The sequence below is a fragment of the Proteus vulgaris genome (assembly GCF_016239305.1).
GTDB classification, from domain to species: domain Bacteria; phylum Pseudomonadota; class Gammaproteobacteria; order Enterobacterales; family Enterobacteriaceae; genus Proteus; species Proteus vulgaris_C.
In genome coordinates, this window is sequence record NZ_JAEHOQ010000006.1 from 153,049 (window position 1) to 168,832 (window position 15,784).

The following is a 15,784-nucleotide window of genomic DNA, read 5'->3' on the forward strand; positions in this document are numbered from 1 at the left end:
ATGGAAACATTCACTTGGTGTCCGCGTGTAAATCCGACTGAAGATGTCTCTTACAACATAAGGAAAGTCAAGTTTGGGGATGGTTATGAACAAGTTTCTAGTAATGGTTTAAATTCACGCAGTCAGAAATGGTCAATGGAGTTTGTGGGTGATGAAGATTACATTTCAGCTATTCGTCACTTTATTGATAAACACGCAGGAATAAAGTCATTTTTCTGGAAACCGCCTCTTGAGCCACTTGGATTGTATCGTTGTGATGAACACAAACTCATTCCGAACGGTGCAGGAAATTACACCCTTTCTTTGGTTTTTATTCAGGCATTTAAATCATGATCACAGCCGATTATCAAAAATTAGAGCCGGGCAATACTGTCCGGCTTTTTGAAGTTGATGGTACAGAATTTGGTGTTCCTAATATTCTGAGATTCCATGCATACAATATTCCCATCACGGAAGAGGAGATGCAAAAGGCTAAAGGAGAAATAGAGGCTAAGTCCATTTGGTGGCAAGGGAATGAATATGGGGCATGGCCAGTTCAAATAGAAGGGTTAGAGTCCTCTACAACGGGATCTAGTGCTAATCCTAAATTATCAGTGGCTAATTTAGATAGCTCAATAACCGCATTATGTCTGCATTATGATGATATGTTGAAAGCGAAAGTGATTATTCACGATACACTTTCTCATTATCTCGATGCGGAAAATTTTAGTGATGGGAATGCTTCTGCAGATCCCACCCAAGAGCGAGTATCTGTCTTTTATATTGATAGTAAAAGTGCAGAAACAAATGAATTTGTTGAATTTACACTGGCAAGCCCAATGGATTTACAAGGTGTGATGATACCTACTCGACAACTACATTCAATGTGTACGTGGTGTTTACGAGGACAATATAAATCGGGAGATGGGTGTGATTATGCAGGGCAAAATGGTTATTTTGATAAGCAGGGTAATCCTGTTGACGATCCATCACTAGATAAGTGTAGTGGTTTATTGAAAACGGGGTGTGTGCCTCGATTCGGTAAGAATAATCCTCTTCCTTTTGGTGGTTTTGTCGGAACCTCATTGTTACGGAAATAATAATGATGCAAAAGAAAATACGAGAGGCGATATTTTCTCATGCAAAAAAGGAATATCCCAAAGAAGCATGTGGCGTTATCATCCAAAAATCCAGAGTAAAGACGTATTTACCTTGCGTAAATGTAGCTAAAACACCTCAAGAGCACTTCGTTATTTCTCCCCAAGAATATGCATTATGTGAAGACCAAGGTGTCGTTATTGGTATTGTTCATAGTCATCCAGATGCTACGACTCAGCCTTCTGAGTTAGATCAGGCTCAATGTGATGCGCTGGGTATCCCTTGGTATATTGTCAGTTACCCCGAGGGGGATTTTCGTGAAATTCTTCCTCGAGGCGAACTTCCTCTTATTGGCCGTCCATTTGTGCTTGGTTTTACGGATTGCTGGGGCCTAATAATGAGTTATTTTAAGCAGACACATAATATTGTATTACCTGATTATCGTGTTGATTATCCGTGGTGGGAGCAAGGTGAGGATCTCTATATGGATAATTGGCAAGAAGCGGGCTTTGTAAAAGTAGAAGGTGAACCACAAACAGGTGATATGGTAGTTATGCAGGTTCAATCCAATGTTGCAAATCATGCCGGTATTATTCTGGATGATGGTATGTTATTGCATCACCTTTATGGGAGACTAAGCCAACGAGTTCCTTATGGTGGTTATTGGCGAGATAGAACAATTATTATATTGCGTCATTTATCATTAATTAAATAAAAAGTATTTATTTCTATATTTGCCTTTCATTCTTATTATCAAATTATTAACATGATCACGTTTAATTATAAAAACTGATATGGAGTGATAATGAAAAAATTTGGTTTTTTTACATTTGCTATTGGTGTTATCAGTATAATTATCGGATTGATAATATTAATGAATATTAAAACGGAATATGATTCTGTTAGATTATTTCCTAATGCAGTAGTTTCTATGTCAATCGGTTGTTTTTTAACTTTAATAGGCTCTATTTTTGCAGGCTGTGGCGCTATTGTTGAAGAAATTAGAGGAGGTAAATCATCTCTTACTAATAATCAACAAATAAATAATCAATCAATTGAAAGTGAATTTTTTGATATAGGTAAATGGTCTGCTTCTAATTTTGTCATTAGAGGAAGTGATGGACTGAAATTTGATGAAGAAGCAGTAACTAAGTTTGTCGAAGAAATGAAAAAATCAAAACCTACATATAACGGAGCACAGTTAATAGCATTTTATAAGATGGATATAAACGCTATAACAAACGGTTTTCCAGAATCATTAAGATCAAAATTTACTGAAGATTTTGAAAATAAAGTAAATCATTAATCATTCAAACATCTTAAATATAACCCGCCAAGTGCGGGTTTTTTTATGGAGTTTTTATGCAAGAAGAAAAAATGGTAACAATAGAGTTAAGCGGAATATTAGGCAAAACATTTGGTAAAACTCATCAGCGCATAATTACGACAACATCAGAAGCAATCAGAGCACTTTGTTGTACCTTAAATGGATTTGAACAGTATTTAAATACCAGTAAATCACGAGGATTAACATACGCTGTATTTAAAGGGAAAAAGAATATCGGTGTTGATGATCTTAATTTCCCGATATCAGAAGAAATTATTCGTATCGTTCCCATTGTGATGGGGAGCAAAAGAGGTGGTGTTTTTCAGACTATTTTGGGTGCCGTCCTTGTTGCTGCCGCTATATGGCTACCTTGGGGTTCCGCATTATGGGCCAGTAACCTTTTATTTGCTGTTGGCGCATCAGTAGCTATCGGCGGTGTTATTCAAATGCTTTCACCTCAGCCAAAAGGCCTTGCAATGCAAGATCAGGGTGAAAACAAACCTTCGTATGCATTTGGCTCTCCTACTAATACCGTTTCTCAGGGTTACCCAGTACCAGTGCTTTATGGCGAAAGAACTATTGGTGGTGCCATCATTTCCGCAGGTATTTATGTAGAAGATCAGCAATAAATCTATTTGGAATAATCTAATGAGAAAAATAATTCACGGTCAAAAAGGGGGCGGTGGTAGTCCTCGTGTGCCTGTTGAGCAACCTGATGATTTACAATCTATTGCTAAAGCAAAGTTACTCATTGCCTTGGGGGAGGGTGAATTTGCCGGAGAGTTAACGGCACAAAATATCTTTCTTGATGGCACACCGTTAGAAGACACTGAAGGAAATGCAAATTTTAGTGGTGTGACGTGGGATTTTAGACCAGGCACACAAGCACAGACTTATATTCAAGGATTACCTAGCGCTGAAAATGAGATCAATGTTGGTTCAACGATTTCGAGTAAAACACCGTGGGTTCACACATTTACCAATTCACAATTATCGGCTATTCGAATTCGTCTAAAGTGGCCTTCATTATTCAAGCAAGAAGATAATGGGGATTTGGTGGGTAATGAAGTTAAATACGCTATTGATTTACAAACTGATGGTGGTAGTTGGAAAAACGTTATTGATAGTGCCGTGAAAGGAAAAACGACATCAGGTTATGAGCGAGCACACAGAATTGATTTACCTGAATCGACAACATCATGGTCACTACGTGTTAGAAAGGTATCTAATGATGCTAATAGCAGTAAAATCGGTGATACGGTTGTTTTGCAAAGTTACACTGAAGTCATTGATGCTAAATTCACCTATCCTCATACAGCGTTACTTTATATTGAATTCGACTCTAAACAATTCAACGGTTCTATTCCGCAAATAACGTGCAAACCGAAAGGGCGCATAATCCGAATACCCTCAAATTACAATCCTATTGATCGCACCTATACGGGCGTATGGGATGGTTCCTTTAAATGGGCATGGACCAATAACCCCGCATGGGTTTTCTACGATATTGTTATTTCCGATAGATTTGGTCTTGGACAACGAATAAATCAACAACAGATTGATAAATGGGAGTTATACCGTATAGCGCAGTATTGTGATCAATTGGTACCCGATGGAAAAGGTGGTGACGGTACAGAACCTCGTTATGTCTGTGATGTTTATGTGCAAGATAGAAATGAAGCGTATAACGTGTTACGTGACTTTGCAGCCATCTTTCGAGGAATGACCTATTGGGGTGGCGGTCAGATTGTGACATTAGCGGATATGCCTCGTGATATAGATTATAGCTATACCCGAGCTAATGTGATTGATGGCAAATTTATTTATTCAAGCAGTAGCAGTAAAGAAAAGTATTCCACAGCATTGGTTTCGTATTCAGATCCGCAAAATGGATATGCTGATGCAATGGAGCCAGTGTTTGAACCTGATTTAGTTTCTCGGTTTGGGTTTAATCAATTAGAAGTTACCGCAATTGGTTGCACCCGACAAAGTGAAGCCAACAGAAAAGGGCGCTGGGGAATACTGACAAACAATAAAGACAGAATGGTGACATTCTCTGTCGGGTTAGATGGGAACATTCCGCAACCCGGTTACATTATCGCTGTTGCTGATGAACTGTTGTCAGGAAAGGTCACTGGCGGTCGAGTGAGTGCTATCAATGGCAGAAGTATCACGTTAGATCGCGTTTCAAGTGCTGTAAGTGGTGATCGCTTAATTCTCAATCTTCCTTCAGGGCAATCGCAAGCAAGAACGATACAAACAGTATCAGGGAAGGTGATCACGGTTACAACGGAATACAGCGAGACACCAGAGACAGAATGTGTTTGGGTTGTCGAATCAGAAGAGCTGTATGCGCAACAATATCGCGTTGTCAGTGTTACAGAAAATGAGTCTAATCAATTTACTATTACAGCCATTCAGCATGATCCCAGTAAATATGAACATGTTGATTCTGGCGCATTGATTGATGAAAGGCCCATTAGTGTTATTCCTCCTAATAACCAGCAAGCCCCGAAAAATATTGTCATCGACTCTTACTCAATTGTAAGCCAAGGCGTTAGCATTGAAACAATGCGAGCACAGTGGCCACAAGTTGAAAATGCAATCTCTTATGAAGCGCAATGGCGTAGAAACGAAGGCAATTGGGTCAATATGCCTCGAAGCTCCATTAACTCTATTGAGGTTCCTAATGTTTATGCCGGTCGATATTTAGTCCGTGTTCGAGCTATTAATGCTTCTGAGATCTCAAGCGGATGGGGATATTCTGAAGAAAAAACGTTAACCGGAAAAATGGGTAACCCACCTAAACCGGTTAACTTTAGAGCGTCACCGTTGGTATTTGGCATTAAGTTAGATTGGGGATTTGGTGAAAATACTAGTGATACGTTAAAAACTGAAATCCAGTACAGCAAAACGAATGACGGTGAAGGACTGATGCTGTTATCTGATGTTCCTTATCCATCTAAAACCTATGAAATGGCGGGTTTGTCAGCAGGAGTAGCGTTTTATTTTAGGGCAAGGCTGGTGGATAAAACAGGCAATCAATCTGAGTGGACTGAGTTTATTCGGGGGGAATCGGAGTTTGATGTAGGTACGATATTGCCAGAGCTTGATGGACACTTTATGTCATCTGAAGCCGGTCAGCAACTTAGTGAACGCTTGGATTGGAATGCTGAGACAGCGCTTCTTCTTAGTAACGCTGACTCTCAACTATCACGCAGTGTGTTAATGAAACACGGTCAATCACAAGCGGGTATTCGCGAATTATGGCAAGTTCGTGCAACGGATAATGAAGCATGGGCGCAGGAAGTTAAAGAAATTTACTCCGCTGTTGGTGACAACAAATCTGCAATTAAAGAGACTCAAACGTCAATTACCAAACTTGACGAGGCTTTTGGTCAGCGATTTACTGAAATTCGTACGGAAATAGATAAGGCCCAGTCCGATATCGTTTCAAACTCTACCGCCATTTCAGAAGCCAACAAAGCCTCTGCCGAAGATAGAAAACAAGTTCAAGCTAAGTTTGACGAACAGGAGGGAATGATTCAGCAAAAAATGCAGGCTGAATTTAGTCAATCTGGTGACGGTGTTGTTACGCACTCAATTAATATCACGATTGTTCATAACAATGTGAAATACAATGCAGCAGGACAGGTTATTAGCGCTCAAGTTAAGAATGGTAAGCTTGAATCATTCATTGGCTATAACGCCAATAATTTTGCTTGGTATAACCCTGCAAATGGCAAGATGGAATTATTCATGTACGCCAAGAATGGGCAGTTGTTTATTCGAGATTTATTTATCGAAGATGGCTCGATTACCAATGCAAAAATAGGGAATGTTATTCAATCAAATAATTACGTGGCGGGAAAATCAGGCTGGATAATTAATAAAAATGGGTTTGCTGAATTTGATAATGCAAAATTTAGAGGAGAAATTAAAGCCACTAAAGGCACAATGAATAATGTGATTATTGGTGAAGATTGTGAAATTAAGGGTACTTTAAAAGTGGAGAATATCGAAGGTGACATAGTTAAGTTTTATTCTCTTGGTAATGGAGAAACAATTACGATACCGGCACAATCTTTTGACCGCGTTATTCAAGTAGTCACCATAGCGACGACACATAATAGCAAGTGGTGTCGATTATGGCTAAATGATGATAAGTTTTTTGAAATTAAAAATGGTGGGAATTATGAAGACTTTGTTTATTGGAATTCTCCATCAACAACGTTAAAAGCGAATACACCGGGTGTATTTAGATATGACAGCGAAGATAGATATTTCAAAATAACACTATTAGCCTGCAAGCAATAAGGAAGTAAATCATGATATACACAACAGGCACTGTTAATACAGTGTCAGGGTCTGCTATTGTTAAAGGCACTGGCACTAAATTTAAAAATAATAATCCCGCCATTAATATTGGAATGACGATTTTAATTAAATCGGGAAATACGAATATTCCGTATATGATTAAATCCGTTAATTCCGATACTGAATTAGTATTAGCACAACCTGCATTAGCCACAGCAACTAACACCACATTCTCAATTCATATTACTGAGCCAGATAATAATAGTGATGCAGCAAGAACAATGGTCGCTATTAATAGTTATGTCGAGTATTTCCTCGACGCCATGAATACGTGGATGACTCAGACTGGTCAGACAAAAATTGAAATGCCAAATGGAGAGATTGTCACGCTCGATAGCATTAAGAAGATGCAAGAGGATATTAGTAAAAAAGCAGATGATAATAAAACAGTACATATTGGGGATTTTGGGATTGGTAGAGTGGGGCTTAGAGAGCCATCTTCGATCTCATGTTTTTATGGCTCCCCATCAGTAGGAGTACCAGGCTTTCCTAGTAATGGTGCCGGCTGGCAATCTACATATAGCGGAAATCGTCGTGCAATGTTATTTATGAATACATCCGGCGCATTAATGACTCGCTTTAGTTTATCAAGTGATGTTGTTGATACCACAACACCTTGGAATACTGTATGGAGTTCAGTAAACACAACAGCGGACAGTAACGGTTTTATTAAACGCGCCTCCCCAATCATCGACATCAACCCCGATGGCACATTTACCACTAACGATGAATCAGAAGGCGCTACTGTTACTCGAGTATCTCAAGGTGAATATCTTATCGAAGGTGTGCTGGGTTTTAACTCAGATGCAGGATGGGGTGGTGTCGATGGCGGTATTGAAATTCCACTCGATGTAAATAAACAACCACTAATATGGGTTAACTCTAAAGTTAACAAAGACGGTTCTATCCTCGTGAGAACGTATCATCGTACTCACCCTAATGCGCCTGAGTTTGCCAATAATACAATTGATGGTTTCAACGACGGCGATCCAATTGATATTCCAACTGGCCGTTTTATTTCCGTTCGTGTACAGATGCCAGAGCAATCAATCTATAACGTGAGAATGCGTGAGATGGAAGAAGCGCAAAAGATAAAGCAAGTGGGTTGATTTATTTAACCTCCCCCGCTTGCTTAGAATGACTGTTTGTGTTGATTAGTTGTGTTAAAAATTATTATTTTTATCTTAATTTAAATTTCTCGACTGCAAGCTGTAACTGTTCTGATTGAGTTTTCAATTCTAAAGCCTCAGTTGTTGATTTTTGTACAAGCGTTGCATTTTGATGAGTAACTTGGTCTATTTGAGTGATGGCTACACTTATTTGCTCAATACCTTGGCTTTGCTCATCAGAAGCAGAGGAGATTTCATTTATAAGATGACATACATTTGTAATAGCGCTTATAATTTCATCTATTGTCTCTCCGGCTTCATTAATTAAATTAGAACCAGTGTTTACTTTATTTTCTGAGTTTTCTATCAGAGCCTTAATTTCTTTTGATGCTTGGGCACTGCGACTAGCTAAATTACGTACCTCATCTGCCACAACAGCAAAACCACGTCCTTGTTCCCCAGCTCTAGCTGCTTCAACCGCTGCATTAAGTGCTAGAATATTGGTTTGAAATGCAATGCTATTTATTACATTTGTTATTTGTGAGATTTGTTGTGAGCTATGAGTTATTTCCGTCATTGTATTAATGATTTTATTCATTATGTGACCCCCTTTTGTCGCGATATCGGTAGTGCTTTCAGCCAATATCGTGGCTTCTTTTGCATTTTGGGAGTTTTGTTTTACTGTTGTCGTTAACTCTTCCATGCTTGCTGCTGTTTCTTCTAATGAGGCAGCCTGTTGTTCGGTACGAGATGCTAGATCTGTGCTTCCTTTAGTTATTTCATCTATACTGAAATGAACCGCGCTAGTATTAGCATGTACTGCATTTACCGTGTTTACTAATGATGCTTGCATTTCGTGTAAGCTCGTAGCTAATTGTCCCATCTCATTACGGCCCGAAATGTTTATATTATTAGTAAGATCTCCATTCGCTATATTATGAATATGACACATAATAGATTTTAAAGGCTTTAATAAGAGGTGTTGTAAGCCAAACCAAACAATTATTAGCACTGTAATAATAACGATAGTAATTACACCAAGAATCCATTGCATTTGAATGAAGCTTTTATGATTTTCATCTTCAGCAATTTCTTGTAAAAGATTATTTTCATCTCTCCAGTTATTAAATGCTACCTCCATTTCATTTTGTATTTGTTGTGCTTCTAAATTACTATATGATTGGTAGTCATTTGAGCTTAGATATTCAATAGATAAATTCATGGTCTCATACATATTTTCCCACGTTTTTTTGATGTTATCGATCAATTCTGTTTGTTTTTTATTAACATCAGAAGATTGTAACCAAGATATATAATGAGATTCAGCTTCATTTAATGTGGTGCGAGCAACCCCTAACATATCATTGATATCTATTATATAATTTGAGTCTTGTTGGCTTTTGATATACCGAATAGCAACTCTTGCTATAGTTAAACGTGTTTTTATTAGGGCGTTAACACCGTCACTTAGTTTTTGTTGTTGTTCATTTAAGTTTTCAAAATTTTGAAAATTATGGAGATCTTTTTTTATAATGGAATAAGAAAAACCAGCTGTGATTAGTTGTAATGTACAGAATATAGTTAAGGCAAAAATAATACTCTTAGTAATATTTAAATTATTTAACATTTTGATTACCCTGTTATAATTTCATGATGATACAATCATAACGGCTTATCTCAAATAATCTTTAATTTTAATATCTAATAAAGTTATAACATTTTGATTTTTATCATTAAATAAAATCAATGAGTTATTTAACATTTTTGAATTATTGTTTCTTATTTTTCTGTTTGAACCAAGTGATTACCCATATGCGTATAAAATATTTTATTAACTCATCATCTAAGATGAAAAATACTTTATAATTAGTAAAGTCTATTATATATGCTTATTATCTAGAAATAAAAATTAAGAATATTGTTATCTAAATTTTAACTAATTAATAAAATTACTTTTAAATCTAATTAATGCTTTTCTATTACTCAAGTTTTGTCTATGGATAATATATTACTCTTTTTTAGAGATAATAGCTTTTCACACCATATATCAAGTGTTTCACGTTTTTCTCTTAAATAATCATATCTGTCATAGTGTTTCTGAGAAACTCCGGGTCTTTTGTGATTTTGTACCATATCTCTTAACTCAGAACTAATCCCCATCTCTCCAGCTAATGTTTTAAATGTTCTTCTCACATCTCTAGGTGTAAATTTTTCAAACTCATTTTTTTTACAAAATTTATTTAATTGTTTAGCGTATTCAGATGTTAACAGGTGCCCTTCTTTCGTTTCAGCAGGGAAAAGATAATTTGATGTTGGATACAAAAGCTCTTGGATATTAAGAATATCAATAGCAGGCTGTACCAATGGAATTACATGGTAATCGCCTGTTTTTGAAATATGGGGCGGTACTGTTAATGTATTATTTTTCTTATTCCAATTGTCGCGAGTATTAGCCAGAATTTCCCATGGTCTTTGTCCCGCGGAATAAACGCAAAATAGAAATAGACGCGCATAATCTGAGTTAATAGGGCATTCGATGGTGGGCTTATTGAATAGCTCTAATAATAGCTTCAACTCATCCCATGATAAAAATCTATCTAACGCTTTATCTGCACCTTTTTGTCTAGGAACCACAGTGACAGGATTTCGTTCCAATCCATAAATAACGCGCTCGTTTATTTTTGCTGGATCATTATCGGCAAACAAACCGAAGTTGAATACCGCATGTAGATTTGCTCTTACTTTGTTCGAACCTGCCAAAGCACCTCGGGAGATAAACTCAGAAAGTATTCTTTTTATATGATCTGGAGTCACATCTTTTGCAGGCATAGAGGCATCAATATGCTTACTATCTAGAACCTGATTTAGTCTGTTTTGAGTTTTATCATATGAACGCTTGCCTTGTCGTTTTTGATCTTCAATGTAATCATCAAAAAGCTGTTTTACTGTGGCGTGTTCATATTTAATTCTCTCTGGGGATGATGATTCGGTAGCAGCTGCTACGGATTTTACTGCAGCATCTGCTAGTGATAAATTAGGGTAATCACCAAGCGATATAAATTTCTCTTTTCCATCTTTGAAGTAGCGGTAGACGAAAACTTTTCTTCCAGATGGATATGTTTTTACACCAAGGCGTCCAGTGCCTCTAGTCGCTGATGCTTGCCAAGTATAATACGCAGATTTCTTTGGTTTCAGTCCTCGTATTTTACTATCAGTCAGTAATACGCTAGCCATAACTAATTTCCATTTACGGGTTGTTTGCGGGTCAAGTAACGGGTCAAGTAACGAAGAAATGATATGAAACTAGCTGAAATCATGCAAGGTATATAAATCCTTGTAAATCAAAAAGATGAAATCTCATGAAATTATATAAAACTCAATGAAATCAGTATATAACGCCCTTCTAAGCCGTAGGTCACAGGTTCGAATCCTGTAGGGCGTACCATTTAAAATCAAATACTTACATTCATTTTAAATTCTCTACTTTTCTCAAGTGGGACAGATTTGGGACGCAAGTGCCAAAATTACTGTCTATTTGCTTTGCATGTTCAGTTAAATGGTTAGGCGCTAGGTGAGCATACCTTCTAACCATATCAACTGATTCCCATCCGCCCATTTCTTGCAATACTGAAAGCGGTACTCCGGACTGAATTAACCAGCTCGCCCATGTGTGGCGCAGATCATGAAAGCGGAAGTTTTCTATTCCTGCTCTTTTTAATGCTGCTCTCCACGCTGTGTTAGAATCAACTCGCATTTTTCTAACGCTTGGTGTTAATGTTCCGTCTGGTCTCTTTTTTGATTCAGTATGAACAAATAAAACATATAGTGCCTGAGTTAACGCAACCTACATGGTCTCGTAACTGGAAAATATTAAATTGTCAGTAATGCTTGATATTTTTAAATATATACTGAATGAGCATAAGTTATAAATTCAATATTTGAATATTGGTCGGCTGGTTGTGATTAGGCATTAAAATAAAAGAAAGAACAGTCGCCTTTACCTTTATAAAAGGCGACTGTTTACTCAGCGTGTAGTGTTATTTAATAGCTTTTCTGCGAAACAAAAAGCCCAATTCCTGCACTAGCTAATAAACCTGAGCACATACGATTGAACGCTTTTTTAGCATGTGGTTTTTTTAGCAACTTTTTCATGTGTAAGCCTAACCAAGCGTAGAGCATTATTGCAATAAACTCGAGTAACAAGAATAAAGAACCAAGTATTAGAAACTGGGAACTAGCTGGTAATTGTGGGTTAACGAATTGTGGAAGAAAGGCCGTAAAGATAAGTATTGCCTTTGGATTTCCTGGCTTGCTTAGCGTTGGAACTATTCGGTTTATTGATTGGTGGCTATGCGCCACCTAATGAAAACAACTCTGTTGGCTACATTAATCGAGTAGCTAAAGATATTGGCGTTAGCGTAAACGAACCTATTAATGTTTCATCTAAACCAGTTGCGATTGCATTAGCTACGGTGATTGTTGGTGTTGAGTTGGGTTATCAACCTTACAACCCAAAAGTATTTGAAGATGCTTGGTTATTGTTATGAGTAAATTAAAGCCTTGGGTTCTATTAATTTTGTGGGGTGCAATGTTGCTCTTCTCAATGCTATCTATGAAAGAAGTTATTGAGCTGAGTAAAGAAAATAAATCACTCACTGAACAACTCTCGCAACAAGTAGAAATCAACAATAAATATCAATCTCGCATCGCTAAATTAAACGAACTCGACAACAAACACACAACGGAATTCACAAATGCAAAAGCTGAAATTGATAGGGTGCGCGTTAGTACTGAGCGTAATCCTGAGCGGGTGTACATCAAAGCCGAATGTCCAAAGAGCACCAGTAATTCCCCCCCAGCATGGCTAATGCAACCACCGCCCGACCTACTGACACCGCTATCAGAAATTATTGGTTACCCAGAGTGTGAATTGCAGAATCAGAGCAAGTGATTAAAGGGTTGCAGGATTATATTAGAACGGAGTGTTTACGATGAATGAAGATAAAGAGGTGCTTGCTTCAAAAATAGAATCATTCATGAAAGAGAGTGAGCCTCTTGAATACAAATATGATGCCTCTGGTAGCATATATGCACATTATTTTTCATTAAAACTCGCAGAGCATCTATTACAAGAAAGCAATACGGGAAATTGAAGAAAATAGATAAAAAAAGGCCTAGCTGTGGGTGGCTAGGCTAAATGGATATCGTAAGAATAGGATTGATTTGCGGAGGGAAATAACGTTTGAAGGGAATTTCTTTCTGCAAGTTAATAATGGTCTATAAATGAGTTTAAAAATTAACATAAAACGGCATTGATTATTTAATATTTAGCTCATTGTGCTAATTTTGGATCAATACGTGCATCAGTATATTGTGATTTATCTCACAAACAACAACGAGCCTCGCAATAGCGGGATGTTTTTAATGCGTCGCATTGTCGCAGTCTCTTATGTTAGCTATGACCTGCATTACCTCACAGCGAGCGCATAGTGAGAATCAAAAACAATGAATCCACTCAATTCTAGTACTACTAGTACTAGTAGTAACGTCAGCTATGAGAGAAGAAACGGCGTAACTATGGAGAGACATAACTAATTCTATATTGTATATGCTACCCCTACATAAGTAATCAAAGTTCACACTGTAGCTTCTCAATGATAGCTTGCCTCACAAACTCTGCACGATTACCTCTAGTTACTCTATCGGCTCTAATGTGAATATCGACCTTATCAATGAGGGATTGTTCACACGTCACGATTAGACGCGTTGTCGGAACACCATTAAAATAACGATTGGTTTTCTTCTTGGTTGTTTTCTGCATGTTATCCCTTGCGCGTACTGTTCTCTAAATCATCAAAGTTTACCGCCAAGGCTTTAGCTTTGGCGGTGTTGTCTTGTTATTTTTTCTACTATTATATCCAACATCTAATTATATTTTCCCTGCTGAAACTAAATAAGGGCACTTGTTAACATCTAAATACGCTAAACAATTAAATAAATTTTGTAAGAAAAATGAATTTGAGAAATTTACACCTAGGGATGTGAGAAGAACATTCAAAACATTAGCTGGAGAAATGGAAATAAGTTCTGAGTTAAGGGATATGGTACAAAACCATAAAAGACCAGGGGTTTCCCAAAAACATTATGATAGATATGATTATTTAAAAGAAAAACGTGAAACGCTTGATGTGTGGAGTAAAAAGCTGTCTTCACTTAAAAATGGCTAATATTTTATCTATATCTAACATGATGTGCTTTGAACATATAAGAAAGCCTCCGTTAAGAGGCCTCTATTAATTTAACAAGAGTAATGACTAACCTTTTTTAAATCCAGGCTTACCATTTTTAGCCCGCCATTCTTTAACTTCTTTAATAATAGCAGTAGCACTCCCATCATTATTGCCTTCTGGATAATAAATCAGATCCGAACCTTCAGGATGCTCAGTGATTTTAATAAAATGTTCTAAATTATCATCTTGTGTTTTTTCGTCACCTTCACAATTAATTATAGCTTCAATAAATTGTTTAAATTCAGCTTCTGTATAATCATTAATGCTATTTTTCAGTTTCATCATTATTTTCCTTTGTGAATATCAATGTGACGTTTCGGAGTAGCGACTCGAATATTATCTTAAACAAGAGGATTTTTAACAGGATCGGCTAACGCCAAACCTTCTGGCGTAGCTTTGAGTTTATTAATAACAGCAACTTGAGCCTGATATTCTTTATCAATATTAGCTAATCTTTTCTTTGCTTCTTCAAGTTCTAATAATGCGGCTTTTAAAGGATATAGAGTCGACCATTCAGCCCATTCTTTTTCTACTATTTGCTTTTCATTATTTACATCAATAACGTCAATAATAGAGACATAAAGAGCTTCATGCTTTCCACCAAAATCAACAATCGCATGATGAGTCTTTAATTTGGATGAAGGAATATAGTATCCAACGTTAGGCTTGGAATTAATGACTACTTGTTTGTTTTTATCCGCTTTATTTTCAGAAACGCTAATACGTACTGGTTTTGTACCAGCAATAATCGGAGCGGTATAAACATTTGGTGTGCTTGTTACTGTTGCTTTTACTATTGGAATACTAATAGCCTGCCCCGTTGACACAATGGTTCGTTGCTTTCCAGTATTCTTATCTAAAGCAGACATGACCTGAGTGTGTATACTTAATGATGTTTTTTTACCAATATCGCTAATTTGATTAGTAACAATATCAGCAGGCATGGTTGTAACTTTACGAGCTTTATTTCTATCAAAAATATCTCTGTCTAAAACACCGTATTTTCCCAGCAGAGCCATTTCAGCTTGAGTAGACATAATATTACTACTTGGCCACAATCCTTCGATTGCAATTCCGACACCTGTTACTCTAGCCAGTTTTGGAGCAACAGAAATTGCTTCTAATGCGCTAGTTCTCAACGCTGTCAATGACTTAGAAAAAACACTCTTAATATTAGCGGAAACAAATGGACTTGATGTAAAACTAAGAACACCTTGATAAGTAAGAAAACTTAAAGCAGGAAGACCAGCTGATGCCATTACTAACTTTTCAGGGTATTTGCTTAAATCAATATCAGAGACATCTTGAATATCTCTTTCTCTTTCATTTCTATCTCGATCTTCATTGTCATTATCTGTGTAATTTGAATTATCATCTTCGTCATAATCATAGTAATCATGACTATTGACGCCATCGGTTATTTCAATCCGAATATCTCTATCTTCATTATCGCTCATATAAATTCCTTTTTATATTTAATAGCACATAATAACTGTATGTAAGCACAGTATAATCAATAGTAATCGTAATACAATCGTCTTATTTCGGTTATGCTTGGAATGGTTATCATTAGCATTTAGCTCATCATTGAGTCAAACAAATAT

Annotated in this window: 18 protein-coding genes and 1 pseudogene; 12 read left to right on the forward strand and 7 right to left on the reverse strand. The window is 36.9% G+C overall.

Features of this window, described 5'->3' with window-relative positions; all coding sequences use genetic code 11:
* The 7 genes from JEP40_RS06390 to JEP40_RS06420 all read left to right on the forward strand — a co-directional run bounded on the left by JEP40_RS06390 (position 1) and on the right by JEP40_RS06420 (position 7,890).
* Positions 1-333 (forward strand): phage tail protein, encoded by a 333-nt coding sequence (locus JEP40_RS06390; RefSeq protein ID WP_191901994.1) that lies wholly within the window; start codon positions 1-3, stop codon positions 331-333.
* Positions 330-1,079: a phage minor tail protein L gene (locus JEP40_RS06395; RefSeq protein WP_069366998.1), complete on the forward strand. Its 750-nt coding sequence runs from the start codon at positions 330-332 to the stop codon at positions 1,077-1,079. Before JEP40_RS06390 ends, JEP40_RS06395 begins: the two co-directional genes overlap by 4 nt.
* A gap of 5 nt (positions 1,080-1,084) precedes the next feature.
* Entirely contained in the window at positions 1,085-1,792 is a 708-nt protein-coding gene (locus JEP40_RS06400; RefSeq protein WP_198622921.1) for a C40 family peptidase, read from the forward strand.
* A gap of 90 nt (positions 1,793-1,882) precedes the next feature.
* The gene (locus JEP40_RS06405) at positions 1,883-2,383 is read left to right on the forward strand and encodes a hypothetical protein (protein WP_023582500.1); all 501 of its coding nucleotides are present in this window, start codon (positions 1,883-1,885) and stop codon (positions 2,381-2,383) included.
* A gap of 56 nt (positions 2,384-2,439) precedes the next feature.
* Positions 2,440-3,033, forward strand: a complete 594-nt coding sequence (locus tag JEP40_RS06410) for a tail assembly protein (protein WP_226894158.1) — start codon at positions 2,440-2,442, stop codon at positions 3,031-3,033.
* A gap of 19 nt (positions 3,034-3,052) precedes the next feature.
* Positions 3,053-6,721, forward strand: coding sequence for a TipJ family phage tail tip protein (gpJ, locus tag JEP40_RS06415; RefSeq protein WP_198622889.1), 3,669 nt, complete (start codon positions 3,053-3,055; stop codon positions 6,719-6,721).
* 11 nt (positions 6,722-6,732) lie between these two features.
* Positions 6,733-7,890 carry a hypothetical protein gene (locus JEP40_RS06420; protein ID WP_198622890.1) on the forward strand — a complete coding sequence of 386 codons (1,158 nt, stop codon included), beginning with the start codon at positions 6,733-6,735 and terminating at the stop codon, positions 7,888-7,890.
* A gap of 70 nt (positions 7,891-7,960) precedes the next feature.
* Here the strand turns inward: JEP40_RS06420 and JEP40_RS06425 are convergent, their stop codons facing one another.
* The 4 genes and pseudogenes from JEP40_RS06425 to JEP40_RS19210 form a co-directional block, all read right to left on the reverse strand.
* Entirely contained in the window at positions 7,961-9,517 is a 1,557-nt protein-coding gene (locus JEP40_RS06425; protein ID WP_198622891.1) for a methyl-accepting chemotaxis protein, read from the reverse strand.
* A 356-nt stretch (positions 9,518-9,873) separates the two neighbouring features.
* On the reverse strand, positions 9,874-11,124 hold the full coding sequence (locus tag JEP40_RS06430) for a tyrosine-type recombinase/integrase (RefSeq protein WP_198622892.1): 1,251 nt from the start codon (positions 11,122-11,124) through the stop codon (positions 9,874-9,876).
* 232 nt (positions 11,125-11,356) lie between these two features.
* Positions 11,357-11,707 (reverse strand): annotated as a pseudogene (locus JEP40_RS06435) (site-specific integrase); the annotation flags it as partial.
* Positions 11,708-11,931: 224 nt separating this feature from the next.
* Positions 11,932-12,249, reverse strand: a complete 318-nt coding sequence (locus JEP40_RS19210; RefSeq protein ID WP_332873056.1) for a LysE family translocator — start codon at positions 12,247-12,249, stop codon at positions 11,932-11,934.
* On the opposite strand from JEP40_RS19210, the gene JEP40_RS06445 reads away from it, so the two are divergent.
* The 4 genes from JEP40_RS06445 to JEP40_RS19180 all read left to right on the forward strand — a co-directional run bounded on the left by JEP40_RS06445 (position 12,180) and on the right by JEP40_RS19180 (position 13,380).
* Positions 12,180-12,437: a hypothetical protein gene (locus JEP40_RS06445; protein WP_198622925.1), complete on the forward strand. Its 258-nt coding sequence runs from the start codon at positions 12,180-12,182 to the stop codon at positions 12,435-12,437. The genes JEP40_RS19210 and JEP40_RS06445 overlap by 70 nt on opposite strands.
* Positions 12,434-12,841: a lysis system i-spanin subunit Rz gene (locus JEP40_RS06450; protein ID WP_232799174.1), complete on the forward strand. Its 408-nt coding sequence runs from the start codon at positions 12,434-12,436 to the stop codon at positions 12,839-12,841. The genes JEP40_RS06445 and JEP40_RS06450 overlap by 4 nt, the downstream gene beginning before the upstream one ends.
* Before the next feature lie 40 nt (positions 12,842-12,881).
* Positions 12,882-13,043 carry a hypothetical protein gene (locus JEP40_RS06455; protein WP_198622893.1) on the forward strand — a complete coding sequence of 54 codons (162 nt, stop codon included), beginning with the start codon at positions 12,882-12,884 and terminating at the stop codon, positions 13,041-13,043.
* A gap of 205 nt (positions 13,044-13,248) precedes the next feature.
* Positions 13,249-13,380 carry a hypothetical protein gene (locus JEP40_RS19180; protein ID WP_269814754.1) on the forward strand — a complete coding sequence of 44 codons (132 nt, stop codon included), beginning with the start codon at positions 13,249-13,251 and terminating at the stop codon, positions 13,378-13,380.
* A gap of 139 nt (positions 13,381-13,519) precedes the next feature.
* Here the strand turns inward: JEP40_RS19180 and JEP40_RS06460 are convergent, their stop codons facing one another.
* Positions 13,520-13,711 carry a toxin-antitoxin system protein gene (locus tag JEP40_RS06460; protein ID WP_198622894.1) on the reverse strand — a complete coding sequence of 64 codons (192 nt, stop codon included), beginning with the start codon at positions 13,709-13,711 and terminating at the stop codon, positions 13,520-13,522.
* A 142-nt stretch (positions 13,712-13,853) separates the two neighbouring features.
* On the opposite strand from JEP40_RS06460, the gene JEP40_RS06465 reads away from it, so the two are divergent.
* Complete coding sequence (locus JEP40_RS06465; RefSeq protein ID WP_232799175.1) at positions 13,854-14,117, forward strand: hypothetical protein; 264 nt, start codon at positions 13,854-13,856, stop codon at positions 14,115-14,117.
* Between the two features lie 87 nt (positions 14,118-14,204).
* Here JEP40_RS06465 and JEP40_RS06470 read toward each other — a convergent pair whose 3' ends face one another.
* Together JEP40_RS06470 and JEP40_RS06475 are read right to left on the reverse strand one after the other, a co-directional pair.
* Positions 14,205-14,462, reverse strand: a complete 258-nt coding sequence (locus JEP40_RS06470; RefSeq protein WP_036969576.1) for a bacteriocin immunity protein — start codon at positions 14,460-14,462, stop codon at positions 14,205-14,207.
* A 59-nt stretch (positions 14,463-14,521) separates the two neighbouring features.
* Entirely contained in the window at positions 14,522-15,637 is a 1,116-nt protein-coding gene (locus tag JEP40_RS06475) for a colicin-like bacteriocin tRNase domain-containing protein (protein WP_198622895.1), read from the reverse strand.
* Between the last annotated feature and the right edge of the window lie 147 nt (positions 15,638-15,784).